The following is an 18,771-nucleotide window of genomic DNA, read 5'->3' on the forward strand; positions in this document are numbered from 1 at the left end:
TTAAATAACCTCTTTTTTTATTTATATGATCTTAAAACTCTTCATATCGTGATGGATCCTGATCTTTTAACCGTCCATCAGGCCTGTCTAATTCTTTGATTTTGGCCATATCAGCTTCAGTTAATGCAAAATCAAATAATGCTAGATTGTTTTTTTGCCTTTCATCAGAGGTCGCTTTCGGAATAGGCATAGCCCCTAATTGCACATGCCAACGCAAGATAATTTGAGCGGTAGACCTTTGATGTTGCTTGGCAATTTCTTGGATAATTGGATTCTCCAACATACTACTTGCCCTACCAATTGGGCTCCATGATTGCGTTATAATTCCCAACTTTTTATTATAAGCACGTTGTGTTTCTTGAGAAAAATAAGGGTGTAATTCTATTTGATTAATACAAGGGGTAATTCCCGTTTCTTTAATAATAGTATCCAAATGCTCTGGTAAAAAATTACATACTCCAATCGATTTAATCATCCCTCTTTTTTGCGCTTCAATCAAAGCCTGCCAAGCCTCCACATAATTTCCTGTAATGGGGTTGGGCCAATGAATTAAATAAAAATCATAATACTCTAATTGAGCTCTATATAAAGACTCCTCAATAGTGAGCAACGCTCTATCATATTGATGATGCCGTCCAGGAAGTTTAGAGGTGACCTGTATTTTCTCTCTAGCAAGACCACATTGACGAACAGCTTCCCCCACTGTCCCTTCATTTTCATAATTAAATGCAGAATCTAAAAAATGATATCCGTTATGAATCGCTCTAACAATATCTTTGGCACCTTGTCTGCCATTTAACTTGTAAGTACCAAATCCAACAGCAGGAATTGTCGTTCCATCATTCAAAATAAGCTTTGGAATAGCAGTCATCTCTTATCCTTTCTATTATGATAAATTTTTATATTTCTAGTTATCAGAGTAAAAGAAAACCCCTTATCTAACATTAAAGATAAGGGGTTTTTATAAAATTACAAAGAATTAAAGTCTATTGACAAGATAGGCACTCTTCATAATCTGTCGTTGTATTCCCATCAATTGGTGTTGATGGCGTAATCGGAGATAAAACATCCATCTTTACCGCAACATTACTGACGTCATCTGCACGTTGTAAGGATAATGAGCGACAATAATATAAAGATTTCACCCCTTTTTTCCATGCTTGATAATGAATTTGATGTAAATCACGTTTATGAATGTCTGCTGGCACGAATAAATTAACAGATTGAGACTGACAAATAAACGGCGAGCGATCTGCTGCATGTTCAATAATCCAGCGTTGATCAAGTTCAAATGCTGTCTTAAAAACATCTTTTTCATCTTGAGTTAAAAATTCTAAATTCTGAACACTGCCTTTGTTCAACGTGATAGAAGACCAAACCTCATCTGTGTCTTGTCCTTTGCTTTGCAATAATGCTCTCAAATGACGATTACGCACGATAAAGGACCCTGATAATGTTTTTTGCAAGAAGACATTGGCATTAATCGGTTCTATTCCTGGACTGGCATTTCCCGCAATAATAGAAATAGAAGCCGTTGGTGCAATTGCCATTTTATTTGAAAAGCGTTCGTTAATTCCATAATCTTCAGCATCAGGACACGGGCCACGTTCTTCGGCTAGCATCACAGAGGCTTTATCCGCTTGAGCACGAATATGTTGGAACATTTTTTTATTCCAAACTTTGGCCATCGCACTTTCAAAAGGAATATTCTTGGCTTGCAAGAAAGAATGAAAACCCATAACGCCCATACCAACTGAACGTTCACGAGACGCTGCATAACGAGCGCGTGCCATTTCATCTGGCGCGTTATTGATAAAATCTTGTAAGACATTGTCCAAAAATAACATGACATCTGGAATAAACTGAGGAACATTATTCCATTGATCCCAATATTCTAGATTTAAAGAAGACAAACAACAAACAGCTGTTCTTTCTTCACCTTTATGATCTATTCCAGTTGGTAATGTAATTTCAGCACAGAGATTCGAAGTTTTAACTTCAAGTCCAGCTAATTTATGATGTTCTGGACGTGCATTATTAACGGTATCTGAATAAACAATATATGGTTCGCCCTGTTCAATACGTGTGGTTAGCAATCTGATCCACAAAGAACGTGCTGAAACTTTACGAATCACTGATTGATCTTTAGGGGACAATAACGCCCACTCTTCATTTTTTTCTACAGCGCGCATAAAAGCATCAGAAACCAATACACCATGATGTAAATTCAATGCTTTACGATTAGGATCCCCCCCTGTAGGGCGACGTAATTCGATAAATTCTTCAATCTCAGGATGCCAAACAGGCAAATACACAGCAGCTGAACCACGACGTAAAGAGCCTTGGCTGATTGCCAACGTTAAGCTATCCATCACGCGAATAAACGGAATCACTCCTGAGGTTTTACCATTCCGTTTAACATTTTCACCAATTGAACGCAGATTCCCCCAGTAAGAACCAATTCCACCGCCACGAGAAGCAAGCCAAACATTTTCGTTCCACAGCTCAACAATACCTTTAAGGCTGTCTTCTGCTTCGTTCAAAAAGCAAGAAATCGGCAAACCACGAGAAGTTCCCCCATTTGATAGTACTGGCGTTGCAGGCATAAACCAATGTTGAGACATATAGTCATAAAGACGTTGTGCATGCCCTGCGTCACTACCGTAATAAGAAGCAACACGTGCAAATAAATCTTGATAAGACTCCCCTTCCATCAAATAGCGATCATCCAATGTCGCTTTACCAAAAGGGGTTAACAAATCATCACGAGAATGATTAAGTTTTACCTGATATCGCCCATAAAGCTGAACGTTCCCAGCCAACGCATCAGTAAAGTCAAACGTGGATTGTTCAACTTTACTTCTTACTGTTACAGAGGGCTTTTTTTCAAGTACATCAACAGGACTCACGTCTCATATCCTCGCAAAACAAGATTAAGGGCTTAAGGGTTTGTTATCCCTAACGATACACCATAAATTGTTAAATGAAATGGTTAATTTTCTATATCTAGTATATTTAAAGATTATAAATATCTATATGATGATATAAAATCAACAAAACAATAGTCTTGACAGGAAATATTTTTATTCGTGTGTGGTTATGACACAAGCTAAATTTACTCTACAAACACGATAAAACAAGAGCTGTCTCCATTATGTATAACTGAATCAAAAAAATAGAAAGTTACTATCAATTTTTATATGCTAAATTTTGATCAATTTTTTCTTTATGAATAATTTTTACTAAAGTCCAATACTGTCCAAACCGATCTGTAACCACTGGATGTTTACTCAAATCTGTATCCTTAACATACAACTGATATCTATATCCTTTTTCTCGTTTGAACCCTTCAATTGAAATATATAAAAAATCCCATTTTGCTTCTTGTGGCTCGCTGGGATTTGTAGAATTCAGCTTTTTAATTTGCATACACTTTTCCATTAGTCCCATCCATCCTTCACACGGGACTATTTCTGGAGACAACATAATCGTATAATGGTTGGAGGGGCAATCATTATGACAAGCACTTAACATAACAAAAAATACAAATAACGAGCAAAATTATAATAGTTTATTCATTGTATTTCTATTCTTTTATACACAAAATTTTTAATATATTTTTAAATAATAAAATTAAGACTTACTTAATTATTGAAATATTAAGTAAGTCTTAATTAAATCAACTGTATTCTTATATAAAAAAAACCTTATTCCCACTCAATGGTTCCTGGTGGTTTTGAGGTAATATCATACGTCACACGATTAACACCACGGACTTCATTCACAATACGCCCAGCAACTCTGGTTAAGAACGCCATATCGAATGGATAGACATCAGCCGTCATCCCATCAACACTGGTTACGGCGCGTAATGCGCAAGCGTGATCGTAAGTACGACCATCACCCATCACACCAACGGTGCGAACAGGGAGCAATACTGCAAAAGCCTGCCAAATGGCATCATATAAACCAGCACTGCGAATTTCTTCCAGATAAATAGAATCAATTTTACGCAACAAATCCAGTTTATCATTCGTAATATCACTTAGAATTCGAATAGCTAATCCTGGTCCAGGAAAAGGATGACGACCGACGATATTCTCTGGAATACCCATTTCACGACCAAGGTCACGGACTTCATCTTTAAACAAATCTCGAAGCGGTTCAACCAGCTGCATATTCATCCGCTCTGGTAACCCACCAACATTATGATGAGATTTAATAGTTACTGATGATCCTGTAACACTGACACTTTCAATCACATCAGGGTATAAAGTTCCTTGGGCAAGAAAATCCGCACCACCTAATTTTTTAGCTTCTTCTTCAAAGACTTCAACAAATAAACGACCAATCGTTTTACGTTTAACCTCTGGATCTTTAACACCCTCTAATTCTTTTAAGAACAGATCAGAAGCATCACGTTTAATCAAAGGAATATTAAACTGCCCTGTAAAGGTTTTAACAACCTCATCGACCTCACCTTGACGCAACATACCATGATCGACAAAAATACAGGTTAGTTGATCGCCAATCGCTTGGTGTATTAATACTGCTGCTACAGCAGAATCAACACCACCAGATAAACCACAAATAACCTTTTTATCCCCAACTTGCTGACGAATTCGTTCGATTTCCAAATCACGAAAACTCGCCATTGTCCAATTTCCACGACAACCAGCAATATTATGCGTGAAATTCTTTAACAATGCTGCACCATGAGGTGTATGCACAACTTCTGGATGGAATTGAACCCCGTATAAACGACGACCTTCATCAGCAATCATCGCATAAGGCGCACCTTCACTGGTTCCAATAACTTTAAATCCAGGAGGAAGTTTCACAACACGATCCCCATGGCTCATCCATACTTGCTCACGACTTCCTCTTGCCCATACCCCACGGCATAAAGAGCTATCTTCAACAACATCGACGTGCGCACGACCAAATTCACGATGATCGCTAGATTCGACCTGTCCCCCTAACTGGTGGCACATTGCTTGTTCGCCATAGCAAATCCCCAAGACAGGGATATTAAGCGCAAAAACTTCATCTGGAATACGAGGAGAATCTTGATCCGCAACACTGGCAGGACCGCCTGATAAAATAATACCTTTGGGCGCAAAAGAACGAATCTTTTCATTTTTACTGGTATAAGGCCAAATTTCACAATAAACACCACTTTCGCGAACGCGTCGGGCTATTAATTGAGTTACTTGGCTACCGAAATCAAGAATAAGAATCTTTTCTTCGTGTAAAGATTGTTCTAAGTCACTTACTTGGGTCATTATACCAACTTCTTCATTAAACTTTTTTGAAAAAACATGCTTCACTATCAAATAAGCGAAAAACATTCAGATAAAAAGAGAATTATCTAAAAAATTTTAACTTTCTCGTTTATAAGACTAAATTAATTTGATGTTTTCATACTATAAGTTTTTATTGAATTTTGTCGGAGCTTTCTATGATTAAAAAGAAAATAAGATATTTTTTTACCAACTCCATGCTTTTAGGGCTTACCTGCCTTGCTTTGAATGCTTGTGGCAGCAAACTTGCAGAAGATCACCCACAAGGTATTTGGTTGGGAAAAATGGAAGTTGAACAAGGAACCTGCCCTACCGATAGAATAGCCGCATTACGCGTTGATAAAAAAATGGTTCTTTTTTCCCCTGATAATGGTGCTTTGATTCTAAGAGGGGATTTCGATAAAAAACAAAAACCAAGACATTTAGTAGCAAAACTTCATCGAGTAGATATGGATCACAAACCTTATGATTTAATTTTCGAAGGTAAAGCAAAAGATGAAAATATTATCGGCACTTATGGAACCCCAGACTGCCGTGCGCACATTACTTTTTATCGCCCCAAACATTATGGCTTGTCAGATGCCATCGCACATTAATTAATAAAAATAAAAAAAAGGCTTGCAATCAAAAAAAAGATAAGATACAAGCCTATTTCAAGACGCACCCGTAGCTCAACTGGATAGAGCACCAGACTACGAATCTGGGGGTTATGGGTTCGATTCCTGTCGGGTGCGCCATTTAAATATCATTTAATTTTAAGTTGATATTTCTTTAATTTTTCCTTAAAATTTCAAAATAGTGTTATACAGATAATAATTTTTTTGTTATAAAAAAAGTTCTTTGCACCTCTCATGTTAAATACACGGTTGATTAGTTAATGATGCTCTCTTCTGCTTCGCTTTTAATCATAGAAGACCAACCAGAAATATGCGATTTACTCGAACTGAGTTTACTAGACAAAGTTGAAAAAATTTATATTGCGCACTCTGTTACTCAGGCATGTTGCCTACAATCTCAGTTTCGCTTTGATATTGCCATCGTAGATTCTTGCTTACCTGACGGCGACCCTTATCCTTTGGTTAAAGAACTACTGACGCAACAATGTAAAATCTTATTAATGAGTGGTAATTTCGAGCTTAATAAGCGTCTGGCACAACTCCCTTTGCCCAAAATTGACAAACCTTTTAGATTACCAACATTAATACAATCCGTTGAGCAAGCCTTTCAAGCTTCTACGGCCGAAGCTTTAAAATCTGCCTCTTAATCATCCGCCTGTATTTCTATGCAAAATATAGCCATTACCATAAAGACATCACCCTTTATTATTTGCTGACTACGTCCGCATAAAAATGATCATGTTCTATCTTTAATTAAAGGGATAGTACGATCCAAAAAAAGAGGTTTTATAAAGTACTAGCTAGTAAGGTAGAAACTTACTTTCTCTCTTTATGATAAGATCAGGACTAAGATTTACCAGATACAATTCATAAGCTTGAGCTATACTGCCCTTTTGGATACGAGCAACGTTCCCACGAGGTGCATAGCCCAAAGGGTTAAGTGGAGAAACAAAATAATCATTTTTACCAACAGTTAAAAATGATAGTTCCTTGGCACGTTGCCTACGAATAAAATAACCTTCTGTTAAATTACTGCTGGGCAAACTAAAATATTGCCAACGATTCCCAATTGCCATTATTTGCCTATCAGGTAAATAGAACCTAAGCTCTGAAGCTAGTCCATAATTATCAGAAATAATAACACAATCCACAGGCACAGCAGCATTGACAGATTGGGCAAAACTTTGCCAACCACCCAACTGTTTTAACAACATATCTTTTTTTGCAGGCAAAGGTACAATCGCAAAAATTGCTTGGATATAAACCAAAGACACTATTGAAAATCCAACAACAATAGCCGTTTTAAGCCATTTCGTCACATAAAGACCTGCAATTACCACTAACACAGGATATAATAATCCTACCCAATTAGCCTGTACTCGATCCCCAATTGCATGTTGAATAAACACAAAAACGGGTAAGACAACCATCAACCACAATAGATATGAACCAGAATTGCATTTTCTTTGCCATACAGCTCGTGTTAAATAAAATAGCCCAATACAAAAACAGATAAAAATAACGGGTGTAGATAAACCTATTTGTCCACCTAATAACTCTGATAAAAATTGCAAAGCACGATTTGGGTTCCAATCCCCAGCTCTTCCTCCTTGCTTGAAAAAGCTGATCCATTGATGCTGGCTGTTCCATATAATAACAGGGGAGAAAATAAAACCTGCTAGGATTGCCCCCCCCCATAGCTCTTTCGTTTTTAAATATCCACGACCTTCTTTGGTAAATAAACACCATAGTCCCAAAGCCGCAATCATTAATAAGGCTGTATATTTGCTCAATAATGCCAACCCAGCACTGGCGCCAATAACCCACCAATATTGTACAGATTTCGTATAAAGCAGACGACCACACGCCCATAGCATTATACAAATAAAAAATAACAACGGCGTATCAGGCGTTACAATAATACCGCCGACACCCACTGTTAAGGTCGCATTTAAAAGTAAAACGGCTATAATCGCTTTTTGCCTTGAATCTGAGTGATGGCGATTAAAATCTTTAACAGCAAAATAAACAAAAAAACTGCCAACGAATGCAGCAACAGAGCCTAAAAAGCGCACTCCTAATTCTGTATTACCCCATAATAAACATCCTGTTTTAATCCACAACGCAATCATGGGTGGGTGATCATAATAACTATAATCCAAAGCACGTGACCAAACCCAATAATAAGCTTCATCAGGAGACAGGTATAGAGATGAAGCAACAATAAAACGCACTATTGTCAAAATAATCAATATTACCAAAAGCCATAAAGATGGATGTTTTTTCACGTATAGTTAACCAGAATAAAAAAGGTGAAGATATTTGAAATGATGCCGATAATAATATCAACATAACACATTATAAGAAAGTTACATTCCACCGTAAGGAAGAATTAAACATCTCTTATTTGCAGCGATATAAAATTGTTTTAAATAAGTTGGTTAGATTAGACCGATTAAATTCGTTGATATAGTTTTTCAATTAACATAATGACGAATTGAATCATTACTCGGAAACCAAGTTTACTTTTCCCAAATATTCTTTCACGAAACCTGAAAGGTACTTCTTTTATTCGAGTTGTTTTGGGCGAGGACATTACCAGATCTAATAAAATCTTGAACCCTGTTCCTGACAATTGTGGCATAAGCTCAATGAACAAAGACCGTTTTAACAGAAAAAAACCACTCATTGGGTCTTGCAAAGGAACAGGTAAAAAAAATTGTGAAATACGAATTCCCGTATTTGATAAAAAATGACGCCATTTATTGGCAAGTCCAGTATCATCACCGCCTTCTACGTGACGACTACCTACTGCAAAATCATAATTATCTTTTAATACAGCATCTAACATAATGGGTAGACATGTTTCATCATGCTGCATATCTCCATCAATCACGGCTATACATTGTGCAGATGTCGACAGCACACCTTCTATTACTGCTGTAGAAAGCCCTCGCCTTCCTACACGTAAAATTCCCCTAATTCGTTGGTCTTGTTGGGCCAATTGCCAAACTTGCTCAATCGTACCGTCAGGAGAGTTATCATCGACAAAAATTGCTTCCCAACGTCTTCCATCTAATGCTTTAACCAGAGCTTGAAATAACGGCTCCACATTATCCCTTTCATTATAGCAAGGGATAATCACACAAAGCTCTAACTTATATTTTGAGGGGGTGAAAACATTCATTACGATATTTACAATCTATCCATATACAAAAGATACATCATTCAGCAGGTTTAGCTAGAGGAACCCCTTCTCTTTGCAAGCTGGTTCTAATGATTTGTAAAGTTTGAACTCTGGCAACATGAGGATTACTGGTCAACTCATGCGTTAATCGATTCTCATCCTCGGCATCCTTAGCAATAAAACGAATTAAGAAATCAACACCACCACGCACCATGTGGCACTCTCTCACCTCGGGCAATTCCGCCATTTGGGTTTCAAATTCTGTTAAGACAGATTCTTTTTGACTATCCAAACCAACCAAAACAAACACTGACAAAGACCAGCCCACAGAAACATTATCTATGACTGCATGATAACTTTTTATAACCCCCATAGCTTCCAAGCGTCTGACCCGTCGCAAACAAGGCGGAGCAGATATACCAACACGTTGAGCTAAATCAATATTAGTAATGCGTCCATCTTTTTGTAATTCATCCAAAATCAGCCAGTCAATTCTATCAAGTTCTACTAATTGTGCCATATACTTGTTACCTGCCCTAGCATTTTGTATTTTATTTATATCTTTAAAAGGCTATTGTTAAACGAAACCTTCTTTTTATACAATAAACACCATATATATAATATTTAAAAAATCGCTACGACAAAATCAGGATATAACAATATGACGGAAACATTTATAACAAATATGCTTATTATTGGTGCGGGTCCTGCTGGATATACAGCAGCAATTTACGGTGCCAGAGCTAATATGAAACCCGTTCTTTTAACAGGCCTACAACCTGGTGGACAATTGACCATCACCAATGATGTAGAAAACTATCCAGGCTTTGCAGAGGCTATTCAAGGGCCTTGGTTAATGGATCAAATGGCAGCGCAAGCTAAAAATGTTGGTGCCGAAATCGTAATGGACAGTGTTTCAAAATGTTCCTTACTTGACCCTCAAAAAGAAGATGGATATTTTGTTTTTCATACCGATGGTGGCAATATCTATAAAGCACGCACTGCCATTATTGCTACAGGGGCTCAGGCTCGTTGGTTAGGACTAGAAGCCGAAGAGCGCCTACAAGGATATGGCGTTTCTGCTTGTGCTACTTGTGATGGTTTTTTTTATCGTGGTAAAAAAGTAGCTGTAATTGGCGGCGGAAATACTGCTGTTGAAGAGGCATTATACCTGACCCATCATGCATCTCATGTTACTCTTATTCATCGCCGCGATAGCCTAAGAGCTGAAAAAATCCAACAAGATCGTTTGCTTGCTAATCCAAAGATCTCTGTCATTTGGGATTCTGTCGTTGAAAATATTCTTTCAGGAGGAACCCCAGAAGCTGTCACAGGTGTTGCTTTAAAAAATATTAAAACAAATGAACAAGCTACCATTGATGTAGATGGTGTTTTTATCGCTATTGGTCATAATCCAAACACCTCTTTGTTTAAAGGGCAAATTGAATTGGATTCTGAAAACTATATCAAGACAAAACCAGGTACAACACAGACCTCTATTCATGGTATTTTTGCAGCAGGTGACGTGCAAGATAAAACTTACCGCCAAGCAATTACTGCTGCTGGCTCTGGATGTATGGCAGCTTTAGAAGCTGAACGCTATTTAGGTGAAACAAACTAAAGAATATGATATTAGATGGGAAAAAATAATCTTTATTTCCCATCTAATATCAAAATGATAGATGACACGTATCTAAAATTATCGATTCATAAAGCTTTCTTAGGGCATATCGGAACAAATATCCGTGCCATTGCTTATGATTATACAAATATATGTATCTTTATTTATGCTTATTTAAATCAAGAGCCAAGGGATGATGATTTTGAAATTATAGATCGTGCTGCTACTGAAATATTAGCAGATTTTCCACAACTTGAATCACAAGATATTACTTTAATCAAAACAGCAAATCCAATAGCATCTCTCAATGCTCATAAGGGATGGATTTTCGTTAGATATGAAAATTAATCCAAACGGTTATAATTATCTTCTATACGAATAATATCATCTTCATTTAAATAAGCGCCAGACTGTATTTCAATCACTACCAAAGGGATACGTCCAGGATTCCCCAAACGATGTAATGTTCCAGCTGGCAAGTAAACACTTTCATTCTCTTTAACAAGAATATTTTCATTGCCCCTTGTGACCTCTGCAACTCCAGAAACCACAACCCAATGTTCAGAGCGATGATAATGTTTTTGCAAAGAAAGTTGTGAACCTTCATTTACCACCAGCTGTTTTACCTGAAAACGATGTCCATTGACCAAAGTTTCATAAAACCCCCAAGGGCGATAACAACGTGCATGTGCAAAGGCTTCTTTTTGCTTGGCTGTTATCAACCGTTCAACAATCTTTTTAACTTCTTGAGATTTGCGTCGATCTGTAACCAAGACAGCATCTTTAGTAACCACAACAACCACATCATCAAGACCACTGACCGCCGCCACCATATCATCCGAGCGAACATAGCTATTATGAGTATTTTCTAAGAACACATTACCTATGGCAACATTGCCTACTTTATCTTTTGGGCTAATGTCCCAAAGACCATCCCAACTACCTATATCTGACCAAGTTAAATCCGCAGCAATAACTAGCATTTGCTCGGTTTTTTCAGCAATCGCATAATCAATCGAAATATCAGGAATATTTACAAAATCCTCAAGTTGGATTCGTTCAAAATATAAATCTGTTTTGCGGTTTTTAATGGCAATTTGTATAAGAGATAAAAGCTCTGGCGTATATTTTTCCATTTCCCTCAGCATCGTCTGTGCAGAAAAAACAAACATCCCTGAATTCCACAAATAATTCCCAGATCCTATCATATGAACAGCACGCTGATAGTCAGGTTTTTCTGTAAATGCTTTTACAAAAAAAGCATGTTCGGCCTCTGAAAGCTTTTGCCCTTTTTCAATATACCCATACCCCGTTTCTGGTCTGGTTGGATGAATACCAAATGTAAGAATTTTTTCCTTTTGAGCCAGGATTGCTGCCTCTTTAACTAATTCAATTAAAAGCTCTGTTTCTTGAACAACTGCATCAGCTGCCATGACCCAAAGAATATAATTTGGGTTTTCTTGAGCTACTAACATGCTTGCTGCTGCAATCGCTGGGGCTGAATTTCTGCCAATTGGCTCTAATAAAATACGGGCTTTTTCAATGCCAATCTCGCGCAACTGTTCAGCAATTAAAAAACGATGATCATTATTACAAACAATAATCGGGTCTGTAAACATAGACCCGACCGCTCTTAATGCTGTATCTTGCAACATCGAATTATTTGTTAACAATGGCCATAATTGCTTGGGAAAACTGGCACGGGAAACAGGCCATAATCTGCTGCCTGTACCTCCTGACAAAATTACGGGAACAATTTTAAAATTCTCAGTTCCACTCATTTTTTTTCCTTGCCTTTTTATTATTTTCCCAAAGCTGAGCTTACTTTTTAGCAGCCTCTTCTAATTGATTATTTGTTCGCTTTCTGAGTTCTTTACCGGTTTTGAAAAAAGGAACGTGCTTTTCTTCAACTTCAACAGCATCCCCAGTTCTAGGATTGCGACCTGTACGAGCTTTACGATTTTTAACAAAAAAAGCACCAAAACCACGCAACTCTACTCTACCACCTTCAGACAACGAAGCTTCGATTTCATCAAAAATCGTAGAAACAATCAAATCAATATCTTTAATTAATAAATTTGGATGTGCTGCTGCAATCTCTAAAATTAGTTCAGATTTAGTCATTCATTTATACTCATTATATACTTTTATTAAATTTGTAGCCTAAGGTTTCCAAATTGCTATAGCACCATCAAGATTTTCATGACTATTATACAGTGCTTGCTGCATAACCCCATTCATCGTATCTCCTAGTGTTTCACCCATAAATCTAGAAAACCACTTAGAAGGTTTCTTATTTTTTAACTCTATTACTTTGATATCAGATGATAATTTTAAATACTGAGCTAACCATTTCTTGGCATCTTGCTCTGTACCAATTTGATCGACTAACCCATTGTTAACCGCTTGTTGACCACTATATGGACGACCATCACCAAGTTCTTTTACCTTGGCAACATCCATATGCCTTCCTTGTGCAACCATTCCTACAAATTGATCATAAAAGTTCTCAATCAATCCTTGTAACATCTCACGACCTTGAGGTGATAAAGGCTTAACCATCGAAGGTTGTCCCTTCAAAGGCCCAGAAACCAGCTGATCAACAGTAATGCCAACTTTTCCCAACAATCCGGAAATGTCAGGCGCTTGCATAATGACACCTATAGACCCCGTCAAGGTAGAGTTTAAAGCAAAAATCCGATTGGCTGGTACAGAAATCATATAACCAGCTGAAGCGGCTACACCTCCCATACTGACAACCACAGGTTTTTCCTTTGCAAAACGCATTACTGCATCATGCAATTGCTCTCCTCCTGTAACGGCACCCCCGGGACTATTCACACAAAGGATCAATCCTTTGATAGATTTATCTGCCAAAGCGTCATCAATTAACTTTACTTGCTTAGAAACATCAGATCCAATAATACCTTCGATTTTCAACTTTACCAAATGATCACCACCAGATCCCATCTTAGATAAAGAAGCACTCACAATAATTGATGCAACAGACACAACAAATATAATTATTGCCATACAACGCCACAAAACCAATTTTCGTCGTATTTTTTGACGTTCGAGTAATAAATCACTTTCTATTTGCATTTAATTGAGCATCCCATAACCATAAGATATTATTTATATTTCCAAACAATGGATATATAATTATCAAGACAACCCGAGTCAAAGAGAATATTTTTTAATCATCTTTGCGGCTTTTACGTCCATGGGTATGATCATTTTTATTATTGGCAATATTTTTACGTCCTAACCCAATTTCACGAGCTAAATTAGATCTGCGTTCTGCATAATTTGGCGCAACCATAGGATAGTCTGCAGGGAGATTCCAACGTTCACGATATTGTTCCGGTGTTAATCCATACGCACTTTGAATATGACGTTTTAACATTTTCAATTTTTTGCCATCTTCTAGGCAAATAATATAATCAGGAAATACAGAACGTTTAATAGGCACAACAGGCTGTAACTTTTCTGTTTCTGAGCCATTTTTCTCTATAGAGTTTAACGTTTGATATACTTGTCTAATTAATTCTGGCAATTGATCTGTGCCAACCGAATTATTAGATATATGTGACGAAACAACTTTGACTGTCAGCTCTAATAGCGAAAAATTTTTTTCTTCTAATTCCATTATATTTACCCAAAAACCACACTAAATACTTGAACTTTGTTTATAAAATTCAAATAAAATTATATTATAAATTTTATTTTTCAATATATATAGAAATAACAACTCTAACATTATTTAGAATAATTACTATCTAAAATTGAAAAAATATCTCTTCACTCAACATAATACTCATCACCCAAAATAAAACTTTGATTTCCCCAAGATTTCTTACTGTTTAATATAAGATTAACAACCCATACGCATTAATAATTTTCAAAAGAAAAACCATGAACAAAACAAAATCATTTTATCTAATTTGCATCATAAGCTTATTCTTTCTATCAAATTGCGCTCAAAACAATTCACATCATAATTATGTCAAAGGCTCATACTTACAAATTGGCTCTGGTGGATCTGTGCGTTAATCTTAAATAAGTATTCAAGAAAAAAATCATTATTAAATTTAAACAATACAGTAAATAATGTGACTGATTTATCGATAGTTTAAAAATATTTCAAGAAGTATTAACAAAAATGACAAAGAATATTTATTGCACTATCGAAAATACAAAATGTTTTTATGTATTACTCACTATGCTAAAAATATGTATACTTTGGTATTATATTAATATTTAATACATAAATCACTACTATTAATCAGATCAAATCTTTAAACTAAATATATCTATAAAAATTAGCTTTTTTATTGACTTAGCAATTGACTTTTATACTAAAAAATATGATATATGTCAGAATTCAAAGTCTATCGTACCTTTGAAAGCTAATTATAACAAAAAGAAATTCTGTAAAATCACTTTTACAAGAGTTTGGCATAAATAGAGAGTTTATTAATGTTTGCAATTATCCGCACTGGTGGAAAACAATATCGCGTTACCCCTGATATGGTATTAAAAGTTGAAAAACTTGATGTCGAAGCAGGAAGAACCGTTACTTTTTCAGAGATTCTAGCTGTTGATGGGAAAATTGGTATCCCAACTGTTGCTGGCGCATCTGTAAAAGCTACTGTTATTGCACAAGATCGTTTGAAAAAGGTAATTATTTTCAAAAAACGTCGTCGTCAAAACAGCCGCCGCAAAAATGGACATCGCCAACCTGTAACTGTTTTGCGTATTACCGAAATTAACGCTGCGTAATTCACAACCCTATTCAATATTGATTTCTTAAACAGGAGATAAATCATGGCACATAAAAAAGCAGGCGGTTCCTCCAGAAACGGACGCGATACAGAAGGTCGTCGTCTTGGAGTAAAAAAATTCGGTGGACAATCAGTTATCGCTGGTAACATTATTGTTCGTCAACGTGGCACAAAAATTAAACCAGGAAGTAATGTTGGTTTAGGTCGTGACCACACAATTTTTGCCCTTGTTGATGGCAATGTACGCTTTGACAGCCGTAACAAAGGAAACGTTACTGTTTCTGTAGAAACGCTAGCTAACGCTGCTGAATAAAGTCATCATTGACCTTTATGGTCTTTGTTATTCAATAAAGGGTCGATTCGTATTGAATCGACCCTTTATATTTTAAGGTATAGATAAAAAATGAAATTTCTCGATCAAGCAAAAATTTATATAAAATCAGGAGATGGTGGCAATGGCGTTGTCGCCTTTAGAAGAGAGAAATTCATTGAGTATGGCGGCCCAGACGGTGGAGATGGTGGACGCGGTGGCGACATTATTTTTCAAGCTATTGATAATTTAAATACCTTAATTGACTTTCGCTATACCCAACATTTTCGTGCTCGAAAAGGTGGCAATGGTTCTGGTTCCAACCGAACAGGTGCAGCTGCTGATGACGTGATAATCAAAGTCCCCGTGGGAACACAGATTTTTGATGATGACAAAGAAACCTTGCTGGCTGACCTTGATGAAACAGGAAAAACCATTACTTTATGTCGTGGTGGTGATGGTGGTTTTGGAAATGCACGCTTTAAATCCAGCACAAACAGAGCCCCTCGCCGTGCAGATCCAGGATGGCCTGGTGAAGAACGTTGGATTTGGTTACGATTAAAATTAATTGCTGATGCCGGATTGGTAGGGCTGCCAAATGCAGGAAAATCAACATTTTTATCCGTAGCTTCTGCAGCGCGTCCTAAAATTGCAGATTATCCTTTTACTACGCTACATCCTCAGTTAGGAATGGTGCGTTTATCTTCTACTGAAGAATTTGTTCTGGCAGATATACCAGGACTAATCGAAGGTGCCCATATGGGCAATGGTCTCGGCGATCGATTCTTGGGCCATGTCGAACGTTGCGCTTTGTTACTTCATTTAATTGATATTACATCCGAAGATGTTGTTGAAACTTGGAAAACCATTCGCCATGAATTGGAAGCTTATCACGGCGATCTTATTAAAAAACATGAAATTATTGGGTTAAATAAAGTAGATCTTTTAACTTCTGAAGAAGTTTTGGAAAAACAACAAGCTTTGGAAAAAGCAACAGGGCAAAAAGTCTTTTTACTTTCTGCGGCAACGCATCATGGTGTAAAAGATATTTTATATTATTTACAAAACTATATTACTAATCATAAACTGAATGATATTTCTCACCAAAAGCCATTTAGTCCTATATGAAACAAATTCCAAAAATTAATAAAGCCCGCCGAATTGTTATCAAAATTGGTAGTGCCTTGCTGGTCGATGGCCAGAATGCTTGTATCCGCCAATCTTGGTTACAAACTGTAGTCAAAGATATTGTCAATTTACGTATGCAAAATTGCGATGTTTTGGTTGTTTCTTCAGGGGCAATTGCGCTGGCACGTTATGCGTTTAACTTAAATCGCCATAAATTACGGTTGGCGGAAAAACAAGCTGCTGCTGCAATTGGGCAAATTAAACTGGCTCAGGCATGGAGTGAAAATTTTCTTGCCCACGATATTACAACTGCGCAGATTTTGCTAACCTTGGAAGATACAGAAACACGTTTACATTATTTAAACGCACGCTCGGCTTTGGAAACTTTATTAAAACTCGGTTGCATCCCTATTATCAATGAAAATGATACAGTAGCCACCTCAGAGATTCGCTTTGGTGATAATGATCGTTTAGCTGCTCGTGTTGCCGAAATGGTAGGAGCAGATCAACTCATTTTATTATCTGATATTGATGGCTTATATACCGCAGATCCAAAATCAGACACAAACGCTCAACATCTACCTATCATCGAAGAAATTACGCCTGAAATTATGGCAATGGGAGGCAAAGCCCCGAGTGGTTATTCCTCTGGAGGCATGGCGACCAAGCTTGCTGCGGGGAATATAGCTACTACAGCTGGTTGTGCCATGGCCATTGCTTTTGGCAAACTTCAGCATCCTTTAAAAGCGCTGCAAGACGGTGCAAGATGTTCATGGTTCTTACCTAACCACTCGACTTATTCTGCTCGCAAGCGTTGGATTGCAGGGGGAATAACAACAAAAGGGATTGTTTACGTTGATCACGGGGCAGAAAAAGCCTTGCACTCTGGAAAATCGCTACTGCCTGTAGGTATTATCAAGGTTGAAGGCTATTTCCAAAGAGGAGATTTAATTAAGATCTCTAATAAAGAAGGACTTATTATTGGCAGTGGTGTTACTGCTTATGATTCGTCTGAAATTAACCAAATTATTGGTCTGCAAACAGGCGATATTAATGCATCCCTTGGATGGGAAGGGCCCGATGAAGTCATTCACCATGACGACATGGTTCTTCCCCTTTCCAATTAGCGCGGGGGCCAACGCAAAATAGGTTCGGCTCTACGTCGTGGTTGTGATCCTTCCTGTCTTTCTTCTTTAACTGGTTTGCTAGGAGGATTGTAAATTTGATCTTCTCTTCGCCCAGGGTTAACAAATTGTTGCTCTTGCCTTGATACAGCAGGTCCACGCTCTCTAAAACGATTTTGTCTGGCGTTTTGTTCTTCCTCTGAAATATGTGTTTCTTTTTCAGGAGAACGCGTAAAGTCAACCTCCTCTGATTGAGAAGGAGGATCAAAACATGTGGGACGATTTTTTGTAGAAGCAACTGCTGCATAATATTCAGCAGAAGAATCTTTTAACTTTTTCCCTTTATTAACCACACCACTTCGACCAACCTCATCATCACCTGTAGGAATAGGCTGTAACTTGAACTCTAAGCGTTCACGTGCGTCAGGAAGTCGCTTCAATAAAACCCGTAATTGAGATTGGATATCTTCCATTTGATGATCAAGATACGTCAAACGACTTTTTAATCCCAAAACAGAAAACGGCATTAATAAAAAACAAAGACCAAAAATAACAACTACGCCGACGACGATCAGTTGAAACCATAAAGGCATCCATTCTGGAAAAAAAGACCCCATAAAACTTATCCAGCTACCTAATTACTAAAATAAAATTAATATTCTTGAATATGTATGAATTTATCAACTTTGAGAAAATT

20 protein-coding genes and 1 tRNA gene are annotated in these 18,771 nt (G+C 37.2%); 9 read left to right on the top strand and 12 right to left on the bottom strand.

The window, feature by feature from the left end; translation table 11 throughout:
* Positions 1 to 31: 31 nt before the first annotated feature.
* The 4 genes from QMN76_RS05010 to guaA all read right to left on the bottom strand — a co-directional run bounded on the left by QMN76_RS05010 (position 32) and on the right by guaA (position 5,285).
* Positions 32 to 871 (bottom strand): aldo/keto reductase, encoded by an 840-nt coding sequence (locus QMN76_RS05010; protein WP_034335677.1) that lies wholly within the window; start codon positions 869 to 871, stop codon positions 32 to 34.
* Between the two features lie 115 nt (positions 872 to 986).
* On the bottom strand, positions 987 to 2,909 hold the full coding sequence (locus tag QMN76_RS05015) for a ribonucleoside-diphosphate reductase subunit alpha (protein WP_282023616.1): 1,923 nt from the start codon (positions 2,907 to 2,909) through the stop codon (positions 987 to 989).
* Positions 2,910 to 3,189: 280 nt separating this feature from the next.
* Positions 3,190 to 3,534 carry a DUF4377 domain-containing protein gene (locus QMN76_RS05020; RefSeq protein ID WP_328517269.1) on the bottom strand — a complete coding sequence of 115 codons (345 nt, stop codon included), beginning with the start codon at positions 3,532 to 3,534 and terminating at the stop codon, positions 3,190 to 3,192.
* Positions 3,535 to 3,707: 173 nt separating this feature from the next.
* Complete coding sequence (gene guaA / locus QMN76_RS05025; RefSeq protein WP_282023615.1) at positions 3,708 to 5,285, bottom strand: glutamine-hydrolyzing GMP synthase; 1,578 nt, start codon at positions 5,283 to 5,285, stop codon at positions 3,708 to 3,710.
* 176 nt (positions 5,286 to 5,461) lie between these two features.
* On the opposite strand from guaA, the gene QMN76_RS05030 reads away from it, so the two are divergent.
* The 3 genes from QMN76_RS05030 to QMN76_RS05040 all read left to right on the top strand — a co-directional run bounded on the left by QMN76_RS05030 (position 5,462) and on the right by QMN76_RS05040 (position 6,567).
* Positions 5,462 to 5,899, top strand: a complete 438-nt coding sequence (locus QMN76_RS05030; protein ID WP_282023614.1) for a hypothetical protein — start codon at positions 5,462 to 5,464, stop codon at positions 5,897 to 5,899.
* Between the two features lie 64 nt (positions 5,900 to 5,963).
* Positions 5,964 to 6,040, top strand: a tRNA-Arg gene (locus tag QMN76_RS05035).
* Between the two features lie 140 nt (positions 6,041 to 6,180).
* On the top strand, positions 6,181 to 6,567 hold the full coding sequence (locus QMN76_RS05040; RefSeq protein WP_282023613.1) for a DNA-binding transcriptional response regulator: 387 nt from the start codon (positions 6,181 to 6,183) through the stop codon (positions 6,565 to 6,567).
* Between the two features lie 153 nt (positions 6,568 to 6,720).
* Here the strand turns inward: QMN76_RS05040 and QMN76_RS05045 are convergent, their stop codons facing one another.
* The 3 genes from QMN76_RS05045 to QMN76_RS05055 form a co-directional block, all read right to left on the bottom strand.
* Positions 6,721 to 8,208, bottom strand: a complete 1,488-nt coding sequence (locus QMN76_RS05045) for an ArnT family glycosyltransferase (RefSeq protein WP_282023612.1) — start codon at positions 8,206 to 8,208, stop codon at positions 6,721 to 6,723.
* 167 nt (positions 8,209 to 8,375) lie between these two features.
* On the bottom strand, positions 8,376 to 9,107 hold the full coding sequence (locus tag QMN76_RS05050) for a polyprenol monophosphomannose synthase (RefSeq protein ID WP_034335661.1): 732 nt from the start codon (positions 9,105 to 9,107) through the stop codon (positions 8,376 to 8,378).
* A 37-nt stretch (positions 9,108 to 9,144) separates the two neighbouring features.
* A complete protein-coding gene (locus tag QMN76_RS05055) occupies positions 9,145 to 9,627 on the bottom strand; it encodes an Lrp/AsnC family transcriptional regulator (protein ID WP_034335658.1) in 483 nt (160 codons plus the stop codon).
* 141 nt (positions 9,628 to 9,768) lie between these two features.
* On the opposite strand from QMN76_RS05055, the gene trxB reads away from it, so the two are divergent.
* A complete protein-coding gene (trxB, locus tag QMN76_RS05060; protein ID WP_282023611.1) occupies positions 9,769 to 10,728 on the top strand; it encodes a thioredoxin-disulfide reductase in 960 nt (319 codons plus the stop codon).
* Positions 10,729 to 10,743: 15 nt separating this feature from the next.
* Entirely contained in the window at positions 10,744 to 11,076 is a 333-nt protein-coding gene (locus QMN76_RS05065; protein WP_282023610.1) for a MafI2 family immunity protein, read from the top strand.
* On the opposite strand, the gene QMN76_RS05070 is transcribed toward QMN76_RS05065, so the two are convergent.
* The 4 genes from QMN76_RS05070 to QMN76_RS05085 form a co-directional block, all read right to left on the bottom strand.
* Positions 11,073 to 12,509 (bottom strand): mannose-1-phosphate guanylyltransferase/mannose-6-phosphate isomerase, encoded by a 1,437-nt coding sequence (locus QMN76_RS05070; protein WP_282023609.1) that lies wholly within the window; start codon positions 12,507 to 12,509, stop codon positions 11,073 to 11,075. The genes QMN76_RS05065 and QMN76_RS05070 overlap by 4 nt on opposite strands.
* Before the next feature lie 40 nt (positions 12,510 to 12,549).
* Positions 12,550 to 12,852 carry an integration host factor subunit beta gene (locus QMN76_RS05075; protein WP_034335648.1) on the bottom strand — a complete coding sequence of 101 codons (303 nt, stop codon included), beginning with the start codon at positions 12,850 to 12,852 and terminating at the stop codon, positions 12,550 to 12,552.
* A 39-nt stretch (positions 12,853 to 12,891) separates the two neighbouring features.
* Positions 12,892 to 13,830, bottom strand: coding sequence for a signal peptide peptidase SppA (gene sppA, locus QMN76_RS05080; protein WP_282023608.1), 939 nt, complete (start codon positions 13,828 to 13,830; stop codon positions 12,892 to 12,894).
* 94 nt (positions 13,831 to 13,924) lie between these two features.
* Entirely contained in the window at positions 13,925 to 14,377 is a 453-nt protein-coding gene (locus QMN76_RS05085) for a Ros/MucR family transcriptional regulator (protein ID WP_034335642.1), read from the bottom strand.
* Positions 14,378 to 15,207: 830 nt separating this feature from the next.
* Between QMN76_RS05085 and rplU the strand changes: the two genes are divergently transcribed.
* From rplU to proB, 4 genes are all read left to right on the top strand, one after another.
* Positions 15,208 to 15,510: a 50S ribosomal protein L21 gene (rplU, locus tag QMN76_RS05090; RefSeq protein WP_282065781.1), complete on the top strand. Its 303-nt coding sequence runs from the start codon at positions 15,208 to 15,210 to the stop codon at positions 15,508 to 15,510.
* Between the two features lie 45 nt (positions 15,511 to 15,555).
* Positions 15,556 to 15,825 (top strand): 50S ribosomal protein L27, encoded by a 270-nt coding sequence (gene rpmA / locus QMN76_RS05095; protein WP_034335637.1) that lies wholly within the window; start codon positions 15,556 to 15,558, stop codon positions 15,823 to 15,825.
* A gap of 90 nt (positions 15,826 to 15,915) precedes the next feature.
* Positions 15,916 to 16,950, top strand: coding sequence for a GTPase ObgE (obgE, locus tag QMN76_RS05100; RefSeq protein ID WP_034335633.1), 1,035 nt, complete (start codon positions 15,916 to 15,918; stop codon positions 16,948 to 16,950).
* The gene (gene proB / locus QMN76_RS05105; RefSeq protein ID WP_282023607.1) at positions 16,947 to 18,077 is read left to right on the top strand and encodes a glutamate 5-kinase; all 1,131 of its coding nucleotides are present in this window, start codon (positions 16,947 to 16,949) and stop codon (positions 18,075 to 18,077) included. The genes obgE and proB overlap by 4 nt, the downstream gene beginning before the upstream one ends.
* On the opposite strand, the gene QMN76_RS05110 is transcribed toward proB, so the two are convergent.
* Entirely contained in the window at positions 18,074 to 18,691 is a 618-nt protein-coding gene (locus QMN76_RS05110) for a hypothetical protein (RefSeq protein WP_034335629.1), read from the bottom strand. The two genes, proB and QMN76_RS05110, sit on opposite strands and share 4 nt — an antisense overlap.
* Positions 18,692 to 18,771 lie beyond the last annotated feature (80 nt).

Origin of the sequence: Commensalibacter papalotli (ex Botero et al. 2024), assembly GCF_947179115.1 — a bacterium.
In the GTDB taxonomy this organism is placed as follows: Bacteria; Pseudomonadota; Alphaproteobacteria; order Acetobacterales; family Acetobacteraceae; genus Commensalibacter; species Commensalibacter papalotli.